We start from the raw sequence: 17472 nt of genomic DNA, 5'->3' as shown, positions 1-17472 counted from the left end.
AGACGCTGGCGGGGCTTTCCGGGCTGGGCGACCTGGTGCTGACATGCTCCTCCACCAATTCACGCAACTTTTCGCTGGGCAAGGGGCTGGGCGAAGGCACGCCCGCGCGGGAATTGCTGGCGAACCGCCGCACGGTGGCGGAGGGCGCGTTCACAGCGCCGGTGCTGCGCGATGCGGCGCGGCAGGCGGGCGTCGACATGCCGATCGTCGAGGCCGTGTGCGCGCTGCTGGAGGACAAGGCCCCCACCGACCGGATCGTCGAGGCTTTGCTTGCCAGACCGCTCCGGCCCGAATAGGGCGCTGCGGCACCGCACCGTTAATATTCCCTTCGTTCATCCGAGATTTTCCCATACTGTCCGATAAACAGAAGCAGCTTCGAGCGAGAGGTCCCCTTTTCTTTGGCGATTGAGGCGTCTTCAGGAAGCGGCGGGGGAAGCGCCACGCAGACCGATGAGGACATCGCCGCGCTCGCCAAGGGCGGGCGGACCAATGTCTTTGGCTTCCTGCTGCGGCTGGCCGCGCGCCTGCCCTTCCTGTTCGTGGCCGGGCGCATGTATGGCGCGGAGACGCTGGGCCGTTTCGCCTATGCCATATTGGTGGTCGAGTTCGCCGCGCAGTTGGCGACGATGGGGCTGAAGCGCGGCCTGGCCGGCGCGCTGACGACGACCGAGAAGCCGCATACCCATGTGATTGCCGACGCGATGCTGGTGACATTGGCGGCGTCGCTGGTGGCGGCGGGCATATTGATCGCCTTCCCGCAGGCGATGTTCCCGAACAGCGGCATCAATGGGCTGGACCGGCTGCTGCCCCTGATCGCCATCGCCGTCGCCATGTCGGATGTGGCGCTCGCGGCCTGCGCCTATCGGTTCGATATCAAGGCGACGGTGCGGGCACGGTCGATCATAGAGCCGTGGACGATCAGCATCGCGGCGCTGGGTTTCTATTTCTATTCCGCGCGCGACGGCCTGATCCTGGCCTATGTGCTGTCGATGGTGGCGGCGCTGGTCGCCTCGCTGATCCCGCTCTACCGCCATTTCGGCCTGCCCCGCGACTGGCGGCCCCACCCCGGCCGGATGGCGAAACTTGCGCGGCGCAACTTGCCGCTGGCCGCCGCCGACGCGGTAGAATGGGGGTCGCGGCGCATAGACCTGGCCATACTCGGCCTGTTCGCGACGCCCTATGTCGTCGGCATCTATTATGTCGCACAGCAGGTGGCGTCGCTGCCGCAGAAGCTGAAAACCAGTTTCGACCCGATCCTGGGTCCCGTCATCACCCGCAACATCGCGGAGAAAAATTATGCCGGGATCGCGCGGCAGGTGAGCCAGGTCGGCTTCTGGATCATCGCCGCGCAACTGGGCATCGCATTGGCGCTGGGCATTCCGGGTGAGGCGGTGATGGGCCTGGTCGGCGCGCATTTCGTTGGCGGCACGGGCGCGCTCGCCTTCCTGCTGGCGGCCGAAGTGGTCGCGGCGACGGCGGTGGTGAGCGAATCCGCGCTGGTCTATATCGCCCGGCACCGCAACCTGATGATCTCGCTGGGCATGATCGCGCTGCAGGCGGCGCTGAGTTTCGCCCTGATCATCGCGGCGAAGCGGATGGGCCTCAGCCCGCTGGCGATGGCGGCCGCCCCGGCGCTGGCGCTGTGCCTGGCGCTGGCGTCGAGTTCGCTGGTGAAGGCGCGGCTGCTTGCGCGGTTATTGGGCGCGCCGGTCAATGCCTGGCGCTGGGCGCTGCTGGTCGCGGCATCGGCGGGCGGCCTGATGGGCGCGGCCTTCGTCGCCCTGCCCCGCAGCCTGGAATGGGTAGAGCTGGTGATCGGCGTGCCCGCGATCCTGGCGGTCTACGCCTATGTGATCTGGCGGCGGGGGTTCGGGCCGGAGGACAGGGCGCTGTTCCGGCGGGAGAAGGTTTAGGCCCTGAAGCGCGTTCCTGCGAAATTGGGCGCTAGAGTGATTTCGAGTGAAATGGAACATTTCACGGCTCGGAAATCACGAGATAACAAAGGACTAGACCGAGATTTTGATTCAATCAAAATCGAACAAGGTCTAGTTCAGATGGCAGGACTGGGCTCCTGCCTGCGCAGGAGCACATGGTGTTGGATGATCGAGAGGATTCATCTCACGCCGCGTCATCCCGGCGAAGGCCGGGACCCAACTATCCCGACATTCCTCGCCAAGAGCCCATGGCGAGATGGGTCCCGGCTTTCGCCGGGATGACGGTTGTGGGCAGTTCAGGCTAGAGTTTTCGCGCGGATCTGTTGCAGGTCGGCTTCGGGGCGGGCGCCGTAGTGGGAGATGACTTCCGCAGCGGCGGCGGCGCCCAGTTTCAGGCAGTCGGCGACCGGCAGGCCCTCGACATGGCCGGCGAGGAAACCGGCGGCGAACAGGTCGCCCGCGCCGGTGGTGTCGACCACTTCCGCGACCGGGGCGGCGGGGACTTCGCTGCGGACGCCATCGACGACGGCAATCGCGCCCTTTTCGCTGCGGGTGGAGACGAGCACCGGCACCTTGGGCGCGAGCGCCGCGACGGCGGCGTCGAAATCGCTCTTGCCGGTGAGGAAGGTGATCTCGCCCTCATTGGAGAACAGGATGTCGATCATCCCCTCCTCGATCAGCGCAAGGAAATCGTCGCGGTGGCGATCAATGACGAAGGTGTCGGACAGGGTGAAGGCGACCTTGCGGCCCGCATCCTTGGCCATCGCAATCGCCGAGCGCATCGCGGCGCGCGGTTCGGCCGGGTCCCACAGATAGCCCTCCAGATAGAGGATGCTGGCCGACTGGATCAGCGCCTTGTCGATGGCGGCGGCGGGCAGGAACTGCGACGCGCCGAGGAAGGTGTTCATCGTGCGCTGGCCGTCCGGCGTGACGAGGATCAGGCAGCGGGCCGTGGGCGGCTCCTGCGTACGGGCGGGCGTGTCGAACGCGATGCCGAGCGTGTGGATGTCATGCGCGAACACGTCGCCAAGCTGGTCCTTGCACACCTGACCGATGAAGCCGCATTTCTTGCCCAGCGCAGCAAGACCGGCGAGCGTGTTGGCGGCCGACCCGCCGCTGATCTCCATGCCCGGACCCATATTGTCGTAGAGCAGCTCCGCCGTTTCCGTATCCACCAACTGCATGCCGCCCTTGGTCAGCGCATGTTCGGCGAGGAAAGCGTCGTCGGCGCGGGCAAGGACGTCGACGATGGCGTTGCCGATGGCGACGACATCAAGAGTGGCGGATTTGGTTTCGGTCACGGAGCGTCCTTGGGCTGGGGAAATGGCTGCCGCCCCTCTACTGGCCGCAAAAGCCGAGCGCAACGGACACATTGACGGTGCGAACGCCAGGCAGGATAGTCGGCGCATGATCGTGAAGGCGCTCTTTCGCGCATTGCCGCAGATATTCCATCCGGCGACGCGCGCCGTGCTTGCCAAGTCGCTGGGGCTGACGCTGCTGATATTCGTGGCGCTGGGCGCCGCCGTGGGATTCGGGTTGCGCTATTTCTTCCTGTGGATGGGATGGAGCGAGGGCGGGCTGGCCGGGGCCGCAGCGGCGGTCGTCATCGTCGTGCTGACGGCATGGCTGCTGTTCCGCGCGGTGGCGATGGCGGTGCTGGGGCTGTTTTCCGACGCGATCGTCATTGCCGTGGAGCAGGAAAGCTATCCCCAGGCGGCGGCGGGCGCGCGCACCCTGTCCATGGCTGCGGGCATGCGGTTCGCGCTGCGGTCCGTGATCCGGACGGTGGGGTGGAACCTGCTGGCCCTGCCCCTCTATATCGCGCTGCTGGTGACGGGCGTGGGGACGCTGGCGCTGTTTCTGGCGCTGAACGGGCATCTGCTGGGCAAGGACCTGGCCGATATGGTGGAGGGACGGCACCCGGAGCTGCCCGCCATCCCGCACGGCACGCGGTGGGCGATGGGAATCGTTTCGGCGCTGCTGTTCCTGATACCCGTCGCGAACCTGCTTGCGCCGATCTGGAGCGCGGCTATGGCCGTCCATGTGCTGCACGGGCGGCGGGAGAGGACGGCATGAGAGGCGGATCGAAAGTTGCGGCGGCGCTGTTGCCGCTGGCCATGGCCGCCTGCAGCGCGGTGCCGCAGGCCGCGCCCGTCGCCGCGCCCCCTCCCCCGCCCGCCAGCGCCTATGGCCGTCCGGTCGAGGTGATGGGCGCGGACGCGAAGAAGCTGATCGCGATGTTCGGCCAGCCGCGGCTGGACATCCGGGAAAAGACCGTGCGCAAACTGCAATTCGCCAACAGCCGCTGCGTGCTGGACGCCTATCTCTATATGACGGACAAGGGGAAAACGCCGGTCGTCACCTATGTCGACACCCGCCTGCCGGATGGGCGGGACACGGCGCAGCAGCCATGCGCGATGGCGCTGGCGGGGAAATAGTTACGCCTTCCCTTTAGCAAATATCATCCGTTCGGCCTGAGCCTGTCGAAGCCCTGTCCTTCCCTTCAAGAAAGACAGCCCTTCGACAAGCTCAGGGCGAACGGGGAGAGGTTAGGACGTTGAGGCGATCAAGCGCCCACCCTGCCGCTTCCGCGACCACCGGGTCGTCGTCGTCCACCAGCCTGCCAAGCACGTCCGCGAACCCTGCATCCCCGCTGTTCCCCGCCGCGATGGCGGCGTTGCGGACCATGCGGTTGCGGCCGATGCGCTTGATGGGGGAGCCGGCGAAAACCTCCCGGAAAGGCGGATCGTCGAGGGCGAGGATATCGGCCAGCGCCGGGGCGGTCAGTTCGGCGCGGCCGAGGAAGGCGCGGTTGGCCGACGCGGCGTCGGCGAACTTGTTCCACGGGCAGACGGCCAGGCAATCGTCGCAGCCATAGATGCGGTTGCCAATGCCAGCGCGAAATTCCTCCGGGATCGGGCCTTTATGCTCGATGGTGAGGTAGGAGATGCAGCGGCGCGCATCGAGGCGGTAGGGCGCGGGGAAGGCGTTAGTCGGGCAGGCGTCCTGACAAGCGGTGCAGGAACCGCAGGTGTCGCGGGACGGCGGGTCGGGCGTCAGGTCCAGCGTCGTGTAGATTGCGCCGAGCAGCAGCCAGCTTCCATGATCGCGGCTGACGAGATTGGTGTGCTTGCCCTGCCAGCCGAGACCGGCGGCGGCGGCAAGCGGCTTTTCCATCACCGGGGCGGTATCGACGAAGACCTTCAATTCGCAGGGCGCTGCGTCGACCAGCCAGCGGGCCAGCGCCTTCAGCGCCTTCTTCACTATGTCGTGATAATCCTGCCCCTGCGCATAGACGGAGATGCGGCCCCGGTCCGGCACATCGGCCAGCGCCAGCGGATCGCGCGCCGGGGTGTAGCTCATCCCCAGCATGATGACGGAGCGCACCTCCGGCCACAGCCCCGTGGGCGACCCGCGCTGTCCGGCCCGCTCCTCCATCCACAGCATGTCGCCGTGGCGGCCCTCGTCCAGCCATTGCCGCAACCGCCCTGCGGTTTCCGGCGCAGCGTCGGCGCGCGTGACGCGACAATCGGCAAAGCCGAGCCGGATCGCCTCCGCCTTCAGGCGGGCTTCGAGGGGAATGGCCGCTTGTGTTGTCATGTCGCGAGGCTATCCTGCCGCCGATGACCGGCGATCAGATCACCCAGCCCTATGCGGTCGAAGGCCGGGGACTTGTCAAGACATTCGGCGATTTCCGGGCCGTGGACGGCATCGACATCGCCGTGCCCGCAGGCAGCATATTCGGCGTGCTCGGCCCCAATGGCGCGGGCAAGACGACGCTGCTGCGCATGCTGCTGGGTATCATCGATCCCGATGGCGGGGATCGCACCCTACTGGGCGAGGCGGAGCCGCTGAAGATGGCGCGGCAGGTGGGATATCTACCGGAGGAGCGCGGACTCTATCCGTCGATGAAAGCGGCCGAAGCCATCGCCTTCATGGGCGCGTTGCGCGGGCTACCGCTGCGCGACGGGCGTGCGCGGGCGCGCGAATTGCTGGCGGGACATGGGCTGGAGGCGTCGGCGGACAAACCGATCCGGTCGCTGTCCAAGGGCATGGCGCAGACGGTGCAGTTGCTTGGCACCATCGTCCACAAACCGCGCCTGATCGTGCTGGACGAGCCTTTTTCCGGGCTGGACGCCATCAATCAAGGCAAGCTGGAAGCGCTGATCCGGCGGGAAGCGGCGTCGGGCGTGACCGTGCTGTTTTCCACCCATGTCATCGCCCATGCCGAACGGTTGTGCGAGCGCATCGCCATCGTTGCGGGCGGACGCATCCGGTTCGAGGGATCGGTGAGCACGGCGCGCGACCGGCTGCGCCCGCAGGTGCGGCTGGAAACGCGGGCCAGCGACGGGCCATGGCGCAGCGCCCTGCCCCCGGATGCGCGGGTGGACGGCAATATCTGGCAATTCGCCCTGCCCGACGGCGGCATCGAGCCGTTGCTGAAAGCGCTGGTCGATGGCGAGGCGGGCATCGAGAGCCTGTCGATCGAGCGGCCAGGACTGCACGACGCCTTCGTCGCCATTGCGGGCGAGAGCGCCGCGCGGGAGATGGGCCGGGCGGACCCGGAGGATGCGGAGTCATGAACGAGACGCTGCGCGCCGCCTTGGTCATCGCCCGGCGGGATTTTTCCGCCGTGATCCTGTCCAAGACCTTCATCCTGTTCCTGCTGGGGCCGCTGTTCCCGCTGATCATCGCGGTGTTCGCCGGGAGCATGGGGCAGCAGATCGACAATGCGGCATCGCGCCCGGCGGTGGGCGTGGCGATGACCGCAGGGGATATAGATCGCCTGAACGCCGCCCGCGCGCGGCTGGCGAAGCAGATTGGCGAACAGGCCCTGCCGGACCTGCGCCCCTACCCCGCGAACAGCGACCCGGAAGCCGCGCTGGCGGGCAAGGATGGCAAGGCGGTTGCCATGCTGTCCGGCACGCTCGCCGCGCCCCGGCTGACCGGCAAGGCCGCCGATGTCCAGCAGTTCCAGGGCGATCTGAGCCTGATGATCAGCATGGCGCGCGCGGGAACGGCCCTGCCCGACACCCGGATAGAGACGCGCATCGTGGCGGCGAGCAGCGGATCGGAACAGCAATCCCGCCTGTTGACCGGCCGGTCGGCGCAGGTGCTGCTGTTTCTGCTCACCATGTTGCTGGCGGGCATGGTCCTGTCCAACATGGTCGAGGAAAAGACGAACAAGATCATCGAGATACTGGCCGCGGCCGTGCCCGTGGACGCGATATTCCTGGGCAAGCTGATCGCGATGCTCGGCATGTCCTTCGTCGGCATAGCGGTGTGGGGCCTGACGGCGCTGACCGGTTATGCCTTCTTCATGGGCACAAGCTTTCCCATGCCGACGCCGGCGATCGGCTGGCCGATGTTCGTGCTGCTGTTCTTCCTCTATTTCGCGACGGCCTATACGCTGCTGGGGTCGCTGTTCATCGGCATTGGCGCGCAGGCGTCGACGGTGCGGGAGGTGCAGACGCTGTCCATGCCGATCACCATGTGCCAGGTCGTGATCTTCTTCTTCGCCAGCTATGCCGTGAACCGGATGGGCGAGGCGCCGGAGGTCGCGGCCGCGATCTTCCCCTTCAGTTCCCCCTTCGCCATGATCGCCCGCGCCGCGCAGTCGGACGCGATATGGCCGCATCTGCTGGCCATTGTCTGGCAATTGCTGTGGGTGGCGTTGATCATCCGCATCGGCGTGCGCCTGTTCCGGCGCAATGTGCTGAAATCCGGCGGCGGCGGGCGGAAGCGTCTGTTCGGCAGGAAAGCCGGACCCGCCGCCTGAAAATTTCCCGGCGGACGCATATATATGCTCGCCCGCGCGTAACTTCCTGGCGCGCTGGTGCGAATAGACGAGGCGGGCCGGAGACGGAAGATGATCAGCAGACGGGAATTACTGGGCAGCGCGGGGCTGGTGGTGCTGGTGGAGGCGCTGCCCGGCCTGTTCGCGGGCGGAGACGAGGCGAGCGCGGCAAACTATCCCGTGACGATGACGCCGGAGCAGTGGAAGAAAAAGCTGACGCCCGGCCAATATGCCGTGCTGCGCCAGGCGGCGACCGAAGGACCGGGGACAAGCCCGCTCAACGGGGAGCACCGGGCCGGGACTTTCCTGTGCGCCGGGTGCGACCAGCGCCTGTTTTCATCCAAGACCAAGTTTGACAGCGGCACCGGCTGGCCAAGCTTCTGGCGGCCATTGCCCAAGGCGATCGGCACGTCGACCGACCGGACGCTGGGCATGGCGCGGACGGAAGTGCATTGCGCGCGGTGCGGCGGGCATCTGGGCCATGTCTTTGACGACGGACCGCCGCCAACCGGCCTGCGTTACTGCATGAACGGCGTGGCGATGCGCTTCGCGCCGGGGGCGTAGACGACGCGGTAGACGCGGATGTTCTGCCCCTTGCCCATCGGCAGCGGCTGGAGCCAGCGCGGCGTGCGGCCCCGTTCCAGATCGCTCATCAGGGAATGCGGCCGCTTGTGGCTGTAGCGGCTGATCTCGCCGGAGCCGGGGCAATAAGCGAGATAGTCTGTCCCGGCCACCAGCGCGGCGGCCTGCGCCGTGTCAGTCTCAAAGCCCAATATCACCCGCTTCATCGCCAGATTGTTGCGATGATGCGCGGTCGCGATCACCGAATGCGGCGTGAAGGCGAGGATTGACGGGCCGATGTCGAGCGGCGCGAAGATCGCGCCTTTGGGCAGGGCCGCAAGTCCGCGCAGCCCGGCGATGCCCGAACAGGCGACGGCGTTGCGGTCGGCGGCGGCCTCCGCCGGATCGTCGGACGGGACGACGGCAAGGATCGCCGCCTCCGCGCCCAGGGGCGTCAGGGCAAAGAGGAACAGGGTGGACAGGATACGCAGCGGACTGCCCATGCGCTGCGCCCGCACCCACAGGCTGTGCAGCAGCCAGGCGTTGCCCGCGAGCAGGAACAGGTGCGCGACCGACATGGCGCGCATGACGAACAAGGCCACGAGAGTTGCACCCAGCGAGAGCAAGGCGAGGCCCAGCCATTCAAGACGCTTCGCCGGGGTGGGCGCGGCCTTTATGGCCAGATAATAGCCGATAAATCCGAGCGGGACCGGCCCGGCGACCACTGCGGCGGTGGTGGCGGTCTGCTCCCAGAGGGGGCGGCCCTCCAGCACCTGCGTATACCATTGGGTGTAGACCACAGGATCGAGACCGCCGAACGGACCGGTCAGGCATGCCCCGCCATCGATCAGGAAAGCGAAGCCGCCCAGCACCGCCGCGATGGCGATGACGAGGAAGCGGCGGATGACGCTATGTTCGCCCAGATAATGGGAGGCGAGCGGCATGACGACGGCCACCACCAGCATCGGCGTCAGATAGACCGGGGACATGGCGTCGCAATAGGGCGCAAAGGCCGCCGACCAGCTGTGCACGCCGATCAGAAGCGCCACTGATCCGCCGATCAGCGCCCACATATAGGCGCGCAGCCGTGGCCATTCCGCCGCGAGACGGATGACATGCAGCGCGAAGAAGCCGCCGAACATCACGGCATAGGGCAAAGCCTCCGCCGAAATATGGAGCCACAGCGCGACGCTGAACCCTGCGATCGTCCCGCCCCGGCGCCTGTCCGGGTCGAACGCCGCCCACAGCGTCACCGCCGCCAGCACGATCTGCCAGTCATGATGGTCTATGCGGGTCGGGTGGAACTGGATGAGGATGCCGATCGACATGGCGAGCAGCACCGTGGCGACCACAGCCACGACCGGTCCGGCGATCCGGCGCACGGCAAGGGCGAGCATGAAGAACAGCGCGGCCGTCAGCAGCATCGGCGTGACGGTGACGGCGATGCGGTCTGCCACAACCGCGCCGAAGACCGGCTGAAACAGCAGCATCAGCGCGGCAATCGGCAGGTCGACGATGCGCGACCAGTGCATCGGTCCGCCCTGGGGCGGGTTCACGCGATGCTGCGACACGTCGAACCAGTTCTGCCCGGCGATGAAGTCCTTCACCTGCACATAACGCAGCGCATCGTCGGGATCGCGGAAGCCGAGCGTCAGCACATTGCGCCATTCGACGAGTAGCATCATCCCGCAGCACAGAGCGGCAAGGGCGCCGACCGCCAGCAGGAAGCGGCGGTCGGTCATTGGGAAAAGACCACCGCCTTACGGAGCAGATAGGTCGTCTGGAAGGAGACGATGACCGCAATCAGCTTGGCGAGGTGCGGATCGACGCCCAGCATGTCGCCGCCGCCGACGATCAGCGCGGTAAGGGCAAGGCCAAGGAGTGCGGAGGCCAGGAACAGCGCCTGCTGCCTGCCCCGCGCGCGGCCGCGCACGGCCAGGGAATCGGAGAATACGGTGCGGCTGGACAACAGCCAATGCGCCAGGATGCCGGCGGTATAGCCTGTCGCGGACGCCTGCATCGCGGGCGCGCCGGACGCCATCAGCGTCAGGAACAGGCCAAGATCGACCGCCAGCGCGCCGATGCTGGCCGCGATATAGCGGACATAGGTAATGCGGACGATGCCGGGAAGCCGGCCCAGGAGCGCGGCAATCATTCGGTTCACGCGGCCTTGTTCAGACGGCTTGGCACCAGCCGTTCGCTGGCGAGCGCGGCCTGCTGCCCCTCATCGCCCGCCTCATGATATTCGGCGTCCTCATTGACGCTCCAGATATCGTGGATGCGCGCGCCGGCCTCTATGTTCCGCACCGTCAGCATCGCGGTCATCATCGCATGATCCTGATTATTATAGCGGTGCATGCCGTTGCGGCCGACCATGTGGAGGGTCGGATATGTCTCCTCCAGGTCGGCGCGCATCGCCGCGACATTGGCGGCATAATGATCGTCATAAACCGGATAAGCCTTTTCCTGACGCACGACTGCGCCGCCGGTCACATCCTCCGGGCGGCAGAGGCCGAGGATCGCCATTTCCTTCTTCGCCAGTTCGACCAGCTCCTCGTCGCTCGACGACCAGAGGCCGTCGCCTTCGAAGCAGAAATATTCGAGGCCGACGCAGGCGATGTCGCTGTCCGGCACCATTTCCGGCGACCAACTGCGGAAATTCTGGACGCGGCCGACCTTCACCTTGCTGTCATGGATATAGATCCAGTTGTCCGGGAACAGGTCCGGCGACTTGATCATCAGCGCAACGGTCAGGAAATCGCGATATTTAAGGTCCAGCGCCTCGCCCATCGTCGCGGGCATCGGGTGGATGCGCCCGGCAAGCTCCCGCATCGGCGCGGAGCTGATGACATGGGCGGCGTTGATCGTGATATCGCCATCCGGGCCGGTCGCGGCGACGCGCCAGCGGCCAGTGACTTGATCCTGCGCAAGCTGCTTCAGGGCATGGCCCATCAGCACATGGTTGCCGCCAGCGACGACATGATCGCGCGCGGCATCCCACATCATGCCGGGGCCGAGCCGGGGATAACGGAAGGTTTCCAGCAGCGTCTTGGTCTGCATCCCGTCATTGGGGCGCTTGTTGAGGCCGAGCGAGCGTTTCAGGCCATCGAGCACGGCGGCGCCCAGGCTCAGCCCCTTGATGCGCTGCGCCGCCCAGTCGGCGGACATTTCGTCGCAGGGCATGCCCCACACCTTCTCCGTATAGGTCTTGAAGAAGATGGAATAGAGCTTGTGGCCGAACTGGTTGACCACCCAGTCCTCAAAGCTTTTCACATCCTTTTTCGGGCTGAGCTTCCAGCGGGCATAGCTCGCCATGCACAGGGTCGAGCGCCAGATGCCGAGGTTCATCAGCGCTTCGAACGCGCGCAGGGGATAGCTGTAGAATTTGCCCTCATAATAGATGCGGCTCATCCGGGGGCGCTGGATGAAGTCGTCGGGCAGAATCTCGTTCCAGAGATCGACGACCTCCTTCGATTTGGAAAAGAAGCGATGGCCGCCGATATCGAAGCGAAACCCCTGATGCTCCACGGTGCGGCTGATCCCGCCGACATAGACGGGGTCCTTCTCGATCACCGTGACGCTGTAACCTTTTTTCGTGAGAAGATAGGCGGCGGTAAGACCGGCCGGCCCGGCCCCGATGATGGCCACGTCGACAGACTGCTGGGCAGACGCCATTACAGAAAAATCCCCCGGAGATTACGCTCTGCCGAGGGAATGAAGGAAATCTTCTAAGGAACGGTTAATTTTTCTTAAGAACCGGCCGGATCAGCCCGCGCGCACGGCGTATACCGCACTGTTCAGGTCAACGCGCGCATTGCCGAATGCCTCATTCACGCACCGCGCCTGATTGCCGATCAGGCTGGAGCCGGGCGTGTCGTCGCACACCTTGTTGGCCGCGCGGCGGATGCGGGCGTCAGCCACGCGCACGTCGCGATCTGCGCGCAGATCAAGATCGCGCAGCGAGACGACGACCGAGCGCACTTCCTCTGTGCGGTCGCCAGTCACGATAACGTCGGATTCCACCTGCTGCGCCGAAGCGGCGGCGGGGATGAAAAGGGCGGCGGCAGCGGCCGCAAGGATCGTCTTCCTGTGCATGGTCTGTCTCCTCTTTGCCTCCCGCTCTCAGAACCCAAGAACGTGCAAGGCGGAGACAGGTTTCCGAAAAAATGGCTCAACAGCGCCATTTTCTTGAAAACAGCCCCTAAATTTTGCCTTGTCTGGAAGGCAGCGTGCTCCTGCGAAAGCAGGAGTCCAGTCCCGCCGTTTGAACTGGGCTCCTGCCTGCGCAGGAGCACGCTGTGTATCCGGTCAGATCAATGGCGGAAGTGGCGCATCCCGGTGAAAAGCATCGCCAAATTCGCCTCATCGGCGGCGGCGATGACTTCCTCGTCGCGGATCGATCCGCCGGGCTGGATGACCGCCGTAGCGCCCGCTTCGACAGCGGCGAGCAGGCCATCGGCGAAGGGGAAGAAAGCGTCGGAGGCAACCGCCGAACCGATGGTGCGCGGTTCCGCCCAGCTTGCCTTTTCCGCCGCGTCCTTCGCTTTCCAGGCGGCGATGCGCGCGGATTCAAGCCGGTTCATCTGGCCCGCGCCGATGCCCGCGGTGCTGCCGCCCTTGGCATAGACAATGGCGTTCGACTTCACATGCTTGGCGACAGTCCAGGCGAAAAGACAGTCGTCCAGTTCCTGCGGCGTCGGCTGGCGCTTCGTCACGACCTTCAGCTCATCGCGGCTGACGCGGCCATTGTCGCGGCTCTGGACCAGCAGGCCGCCGGCGATCGTTTTCATGGCCAAGCCCGGCCGTGCGGGATCGGGCAAATCACCGGTCAGCAGCAGGCGGAGATTTTTCTTCTTCGCGAAGATCGCCTTCGCCGCATCGTCGGCGTCCGGCGCGGCGACGACTTCGGTGAAGATGCCGCTGATTGCCTCCGCCGTGGGTCCATCGAGCGGGCGGTTGACGGCGATGATGCCGCCAAACGCCGACACCGTGTCGCAGGCGAACGCCGCCTCATAAGCCTCGATCAAGGTCGCGCCGGTGGCGACGCCGCAGGGATTGGCATGCTTGACGATGACCACGGTCGGCGGGCCGTCACGAAATTCGCTGACAAGTTCGAGCGCGGCGTCGGCGTCATTATAATTATTGTAGCTCAGTTCCTTGCCCTGAATCTGGCTGGCCTGGGCAATGCCGTTGGCAGTGGGGCCGATCGGCAGGTAGAGCGCGGCGGACTGGTGCGGGTTCTCGCCATAGCGCAGGGTCGAGGCGCGCTTTGCGCCGGTGGTCAGCGTCTCCGGGAAGGCAACGCCCTGATCGGCAAAGGCGAACCAGCTTGCGATCATCGAATCATAGGCGGCCGTCGCGGCATAGGCTTTCGCCGCCAGCATGCGGCGGAAATCATAGCTGGTCGCGCCGCCCTGCTCCGCCATTTCCGCGATCAGCCGGGCATAGTCGGCCGGATCGGTCAGGATGGCGACGCTTTCATGATTCTTCGCGGCTGACCGCACCATGGACGGGCCGCCAATATCGATATTCTCGATAATCTCGTCCCGCTCCGCGCCCTTCGCGACGGTCTGGGCGAAGGGATAGAGGTTGACGACGACCAGATCGATCGGGGCGATTTCATGCTCATCCATCGAGGCGACATGCTCCGCATTGCCGCGCACGGCGAGCAGACCGCCATGCACCTTCGGGTGCAGGGTCTTGACCCGGCCGTCCATCATCTCCGGGAAGCCGGTGAGGTCGGAAATATCCTTCACCGCCAGTCCGGCGTCGCGCAGCGCCTTCGCCGTGCCGCCGGTCGACACCAGTTCCACGCCATGGCTGGCAAGCGCCGCGCCAAGTTCGGCAAGACCGGTCTTGTCGGACACCGAAAGCAGCGCCCGCGCAATCTTCACATTCTTCACGTTCTGGACCTTATCAATTTAGCTCATGCGCTTGAGCAGCCAGCCGATGCTGCTGCCGCCCGGCTCCGCCTCTGCGCTGATGACGAGTTGCTGGCTCTGGACCGGGCGGCCATTGCCGTCCACCCAAAGGCTTTCCTCCACGGCGAGTTTCCCGGCGCCCGCCCGGAATTGCCACAATGTGCCGCCCTCCAGCCGGAGCAGCACGCCCTGCCCGTCCGCCGTCACCGTCGGCTCCACATCGGGCGCGAGGTGGAAGCGAAGCACATAGGGCACGGCCGCAGGCTTGCGGCGGCGCGGCGCGGGGAGCAGCATGTCCTCACCCCGGATTTCCTTGCCCTCCGCCGAGAGGATCAGCAGGCGGCGGTGGACATAGCCGAGGCGACGGACATAGCCGTCATGGCTGAGTTCCAGGCGGCTGCCGCTTTCGGTTTCCTGCCGGTGCAGTTCGACTTCGGTGACGCCGCGGCCGAGCGTGCCGTCCGCCAGGATCGCCGTCGAATTGCTATCCGCAAGGGTGAGCGTGCTGTGCGCGGCGGTGGTGCGCAGCGCCTGCGCCAGCGAGTCCGGCAATTGCGCGCCGGCGAGCGCCGCGCCGCCGCAATTGACGAACAGGCGGTGCGCGCCGTCGCTGATCTCCAGCGCGCCGGTGGAGGCGCAGCCCGCATCGGCGACCCGCGAAACCGGCGGCGGGGCTGCATCGACGAGGACAACAGTGCCGCCCGCCGACAGCCGCTGATAACCCCAGTCGCGCGCCTGGCGCAGCGGACGGGTGCGGACGCCGGTGGCGGCGATCACTGCGTTGACGGCTTCGGGCGATGTCGCGCCGCCGCCCTGCCAGCTTCCCAGGCCGCCATCGCCATGCGTGACGCCGAGCAGCGCTGGCACGGTGCGCGACAAGGCTTCGTCCAGAAATGCGGGCGGCTCCTCCCGCCGGGCGTCGTAGACGGCGCGGAGCATGGCGAGGAGCGTGATCCCCTCAAGCTGCGCCATCGGCGCGCGCGATATGGTGCCGCCATCGCCATGGAAGGCGCTGTCCAGCGCGCGGCGCAGGCCCGCCTCGCCAAAGATGCGGCGTGGACCGCCGCCGGGAATCAGCAGCGATGCGGCGACAATGCCGCCCCAGGCGACCAGGCGCTGTATGCCGACCGGGGCCTTGTCCGCGCCCTGGTCCAGATGACGCGCGGTGCGGGCGATGCAGTTGAGGACAAGCGAACGATAGACCAGATCGCTGCTCGACAGGATCAACGGCGCCTGACTGGTCCAGAAAAACAGCCGCCAGCCCGCATTGTCGGCGCGCCACGCCGGTTCGCTGGGTTTTTCCGAATGGGCGGCCAGCCATTTGCGCATGATCGCTTCGGCAATCGGCGCGCCCTGATCGCGGGTCGACACGGTGGCGAGATCGCGCAGCCAGCGGAAGCTGTGAATATAGTCCCGGAAAGCGGGCGACACGTCCAGCGCCGCGAAATCGAGCGTCTCGACCGACTGCTTCATGCCGCGGAACAGGAAGAATCCGGCGCGCAGCGCATTGCCCGCGCGCGGATCGCCGGGGATGTCATCGTCCGGCACGGCCAGCAGTTTCAGGGGATATTTCCCCTTCAGCCGCATCGCATGAATGGGGGTGCGCCAGGTCAGCCGGTAGAAGCGGTTCGCGACTCGTTCGGCCAGCGAAAGCCCCCTGTCATCCGATACCCGGATGAGCCTCTTGCCCTCCTCGATCCGGTCATCCTCGGCAAGAGGCGCGGCATGGGGCGGAAGCCGGCTTTGGTCGTTCACCCGCCCCGCAACCTCCGGATATTGTCGGCATAGGCGGACGGGCCGCCCTTGAAGGTCGCCGTTCCCGCGACCAGTACGTCCGCGCCCGCCGCGATCGCCTGCGGCGCGGTTTCGAAATCGATGCCGCCGTCGACCTGCAGCCGGATGTCCCGGCCGCTCTTGTCGATCATCTTGCGGATCGCCTCGATCTTGCGGAGCTGGTTGGTGATGAAGCTCTGTCCGCCGAAACCGGGATTGACGCTCATCACCAGCACCAGATCAACATCATCGATCAGATAGTCGAGCATCTTGGCGGGCGTGCCGGGGTTCAGAACCACGCCGGCCTGCTTACCCAGCGACTTGATATGCTGGACGGTGCGGTGGATGTGCGGACCCGCCTCCGGGTGCACGGTCAGGATATCGGCCCCGGCCGCCGCGAAGGCGTCCAGATAGGTATCGACCGGCGAAATCATCAGATGGACGTCCATCGGCTTGGTCGTGTGCGGGCGCAGCGCCTTCACCACCATCGGGCCAATGGTGATGTTCGGCACGAAATGCCCGTCCATCACATCGACATGCACCCAGTCGCAGCCAGCCTCGTCAATCGCGCGCACCTCCTCGCCAAGCCGGGCGAAATCGGCGGACAGGATGGACGGGGCGATGCGGACGGATGGCGACATGGATGACAGGCATTAGCCGCGCGATTCGGGTGGCGCAACCATTGTCCGCGCCGATTCGCGCCTCAAACCCGACGAAAGCGCGCGATGAAGAATCCATCGACGCCGCCCTGCTCCGCCAGGGTCGCGGGAAGCGTGCGAATCCAGCCGTCATCCGTGGCGGAGCTGCCCTGCGGCAGCGATGCGGCGTCGGGCGGAACGACCTGAAATCCGGGGTTTCTGGACAGGAATCCGCGCGCCTGATCCTCGCCCTCGGCCTGTTCGAGGGAGCAGGTCGCATAAACGAGCATGCCGCCGGGCGCGACCCATTGGGCGGCGCGATCGATCAGTTGCGCCTGTAATTCCGCCAGTTCCGCGATCTGGCGCGAGCCGATGCGGTGCAGGACGTCCGGGTGGCGGCGATAGATGCCGGTCGCGGTGCAGGGCGCATCCAGCAGCACTGCATCGGCGGGCTTTTCCGGGGCCCAGGCGCGGATGTCGGCGGCCAGAACCTCTGCGGAAAGGCCGGTGCGGGAAAGATTTTCCGACAGCCGCTCCAGCCGCTTCTTCGACTGGTCGATGGCGGTGACGCGCCAGCCCGTAGCGGCGAGCTGCATCGTCTTGCCGCCCGGCGCGGCGCAGAGGTCAAGCACCTGCCGGCCCTCGCCCGCGCCCAGCAGGCGGGCGGGAATGGAGGCGGCGAGATCCTGCACCCACCAAGCCCCCTCGGCAAAGCCGGGCAGGCCAGTGATCGCGTCATGATCGCCCAGTCGGACATGCCCCGGCGCGACGGATGCGCCGGACAGGCGCTCCGCCCAGAGCGCCGTTTCGGCGGGATCGCGCAGCGACAGGTCGACGGGCGGGCGCAC

At 66.3% G+C, this 17472-nt stretch carries 17 protein-coding genes; 7 read left to right on the top strand and 10 right to left on the bottom strand.

The annotated features are described in order from the left end of the window. The coding region (locus tag BHQ40_RS20660) for an NAD(P)H-dependent glycerol-3-phosphate dehydrogenase (protein WP_354321608.1) at nt 1–296 on the top strand (296 nt) is incomplete at its 5' end. A 102-nt stretch (nt 297–398) separates the two neighbouring features. After that, nucleotides 399–1913: a lipopolysaccharide biosynthesis protein gene (locus BHQ40_RS20655; protein WP_253183427.1), complete on the top strand. Its 1515-nt coding sequence runs from the start codon at nt 399–401 to the stop codon at nt 1911–1913. Between the two features lie 317 nt (nt 1914–2230). On the opposite strand, the gene BHQ40_RS20650 is transcribed toward BHQ40_RS20655, so the two are convergent. Continuing rightward, nucleotides 2231–3235, bottom strand: a complete 1005-nt coding sequence (locus BHQ40_RS20650) for an adenosine kinase (protein WP_070157697.1) — start codon at nt 3233–3235, stop codon at nt 2231–2233. A gap of 106 nt (nt 3236–3341) precedes the next feature. Between BHQ40_RS20650 and BHQ40_RS20645 the strand changes: the two genes are divergently transcribed. Both BHQ40_RS20645 and BHQ40_RS20640 read left to right on the top strand, forming a co-directional pair. Beyond that, nucleotides 3342–4010, top strand: a complete 669-nt coding sequence (locus tag BHQ40_RS20645) for an EI24 domain-containing protein (RefSeq protein ID WP_070157696.1) — start codon at nt 3342–3344, stop codon at nt 4008–4010. Next, nucleotides 4007–4372 (top strand): hypothetical protein, encoded by a 366-nt coding sequence (locus BHQ40_RS20640; RefSeq protein ID WP_070157695.1) that lies wholly within the window; start codon nt 4007–4009, stop codon nt 4370–4372. The genes BHQ40_RS20645 and BHQ40_RS20640 overlap by 4 nt, the downstream gene beginning before the upstream one ends. 91 nt (nt 4373–4463) lie before the next feature. On the opposite strand, the gene queG is transcribed toward BHQ40_RS20640, so the two are convergent. Beyond that, nucleotides 4464–5534: a tRNA epoxyqueuosine(34) reductase QueG gene (queG, locus tag BHQ40_RS20635; RefSeq protein ID WP_070157694.1), complete on the bottom strand. Its 1071-nt coding sequence runs from the start codon at nt 5532–5534 to the stop codon at nt 4464–4466. A gap of 23 nt (nt 5535–5557) precedes the next feature. On the opposite strand from queG, the gene BHQ40_RS20630 reads away from it, so the two are divergent. The 3 genes from BHQ40_RS20630 (at nt 5558) to msrB (ending at nt 8295) form a co-directional block, all read left to right on the top strand. Continuing rightward, the gene (locus tag BHQ40_RS20630; RefSeq protein WP_070157693.1) at nt 5558–6517 is read left to right on the top strand and encodes an ABC transporter ATP-binding protein; all 960 of its coding nucleotides are present in this window, start codon (nt 5558–5560) and stop codon (nt 6515–6517) included. Continuing rightward, complete coding sequence (locus tag BHQ40_RS20625; RefSeq protein WP_070157692.1) at nt 6514–7713, top strand: ABC transporter permease; 1200 nt, start codon at nt 6514–6516, stop codon at nt 7711–7713. Before BHQ40_RS20630 ends, BHQ40_RS20625 begins: the two co-directional genes overlap by 4 nt. Before the next feature lie 90 nt (nt 7714–7803). Beyond that, complete coding sequence (msrB, locus tag BHQ40_RS20620; RefSeq protein ID WP_070157691.1) at nt 7804–8295, top strand: peptide-methionine (R)-S-oxide reductase MsrB; 492 nt, start codon at nt 7804–7806, stop codon at nt 8293–8295. Here msrB and BHQ40_RS20615 read toward each other — a convergent pair. The 8 genes from BHQ40_RS20615 to BHQ40_RS20580 form a co-directional block, all read right to left on the bottom strand. Continuing rightward, a complete protein-coding gene (locus BHQ40_RS20615; RefSeq protein WP_070157690.1) occupies nt 8250–10034 on the bottom strand; it encodes a hypothetical protein in 1785 nt (594 codons plus the stop codon). The two genes, msrB and BHQ40_RS20615, sit on opposite strands and share 46 nt — an antisense overlap. Then, entirely contained in the window at nt 10031–10447 is a 417-nt protein-coding gene (locus BHQ40_RS20610) for a GtrA family protein (protein ID WP_070157689.1), read from the bottom strand. Before BHQ40_RS20610 ends, BHQ40_RS20615 begins: the two co-directional genes overlap by 4 nt. A gap of 5 nt (nt 10448–10452) precedes the next feature. After that, nucleotides 10453–11967 carry an NAD(P)/FAD-dependent oxidoreductase gene (locus BHQ40_RS20605; RefSeq protein ID WP_070157688.1) on the bottom strand — a complete coding sequence of 505 codons (1515 nt, stop codon included), beginning with the start codon at nt 11965–11967 and terminating at the stop codon, nt 10453–10455. A 90-nt stretch (nt 11968–12057) separates the two neighbouring features. Then, nucleotides 12058–12387, bottom strand: a complete 330-nt coding sequence (locus BHQ40_RS20600; RefSeq protein WP_070157687.1) for a UrcA family protein — start codon at nt 12385–12387, stop codon at nt 12058–12060. Between the two features lie 218 nt (nt 12388–12605). Continuing rightward, complete coding sequence (purH, locus tag BHQ40_RS20595; protein WP_070157686.1) at nt 12606–14195, bottom strand: bifunctional phosphoribosylaminoimidazolecarboxamide formyltransferase/IMP cyclohydrolase; 1590 nt, start codon at nt 14193–14195, stop codon at nt 12606–12608. Between the two features lie 18 nt (nt 14196–14213). Then, entirely contained in the window at nt 14214–15968 is a 1755-nt protein-coding gene (locus BHQ40_RS20590) for a heparinase II/III family protein (protein ID WP_070157685.1), read from the bottom strand. Beyond that, nucleotides 15965–16627, bottom strand: coding sequence for a ribulose-phosphate 3-epimerase (gene rpe, locus BHQ40_RS20585; RefSeq protein WP_070157684.1), 663 nt, complete (start codon nt 16625–16627; stop codon nt 15965–15967). The genes BHQ40_RS20590 and rpe overlap by 4 nt, the downstream gene beginning before the upstream one ends. A gap of 62 nt (nt 16628–16689) precedes the next feature. Beyond that, nucleotides 16690–17472 (bottom strand): RsmB/NOP family class I SAM-dependent RNA methyltransferase (locus BHQ40_RS20580; RefSeq protein ID WP_139139389.1); only part of this gene is annotated, 783 nt, incomplete at its 5' end.

The sequence above is a fragment of the Sphingobium phenoxybenzoativorans genome (genome assembly GCF_001757355.1).
GTDB lineage: Bacteria > Pseudomonadota > Alphaproteobacteria > Sphingomonadales > Sphingomonadaceae > Sphingobium > Sphingobium phenoxybenzoativorans.
The sequence above is the reverse complement of the archived record's forward strand: the minus strand, read 5'-3'. Positions and strand labels throughout refer to the sequence as shown.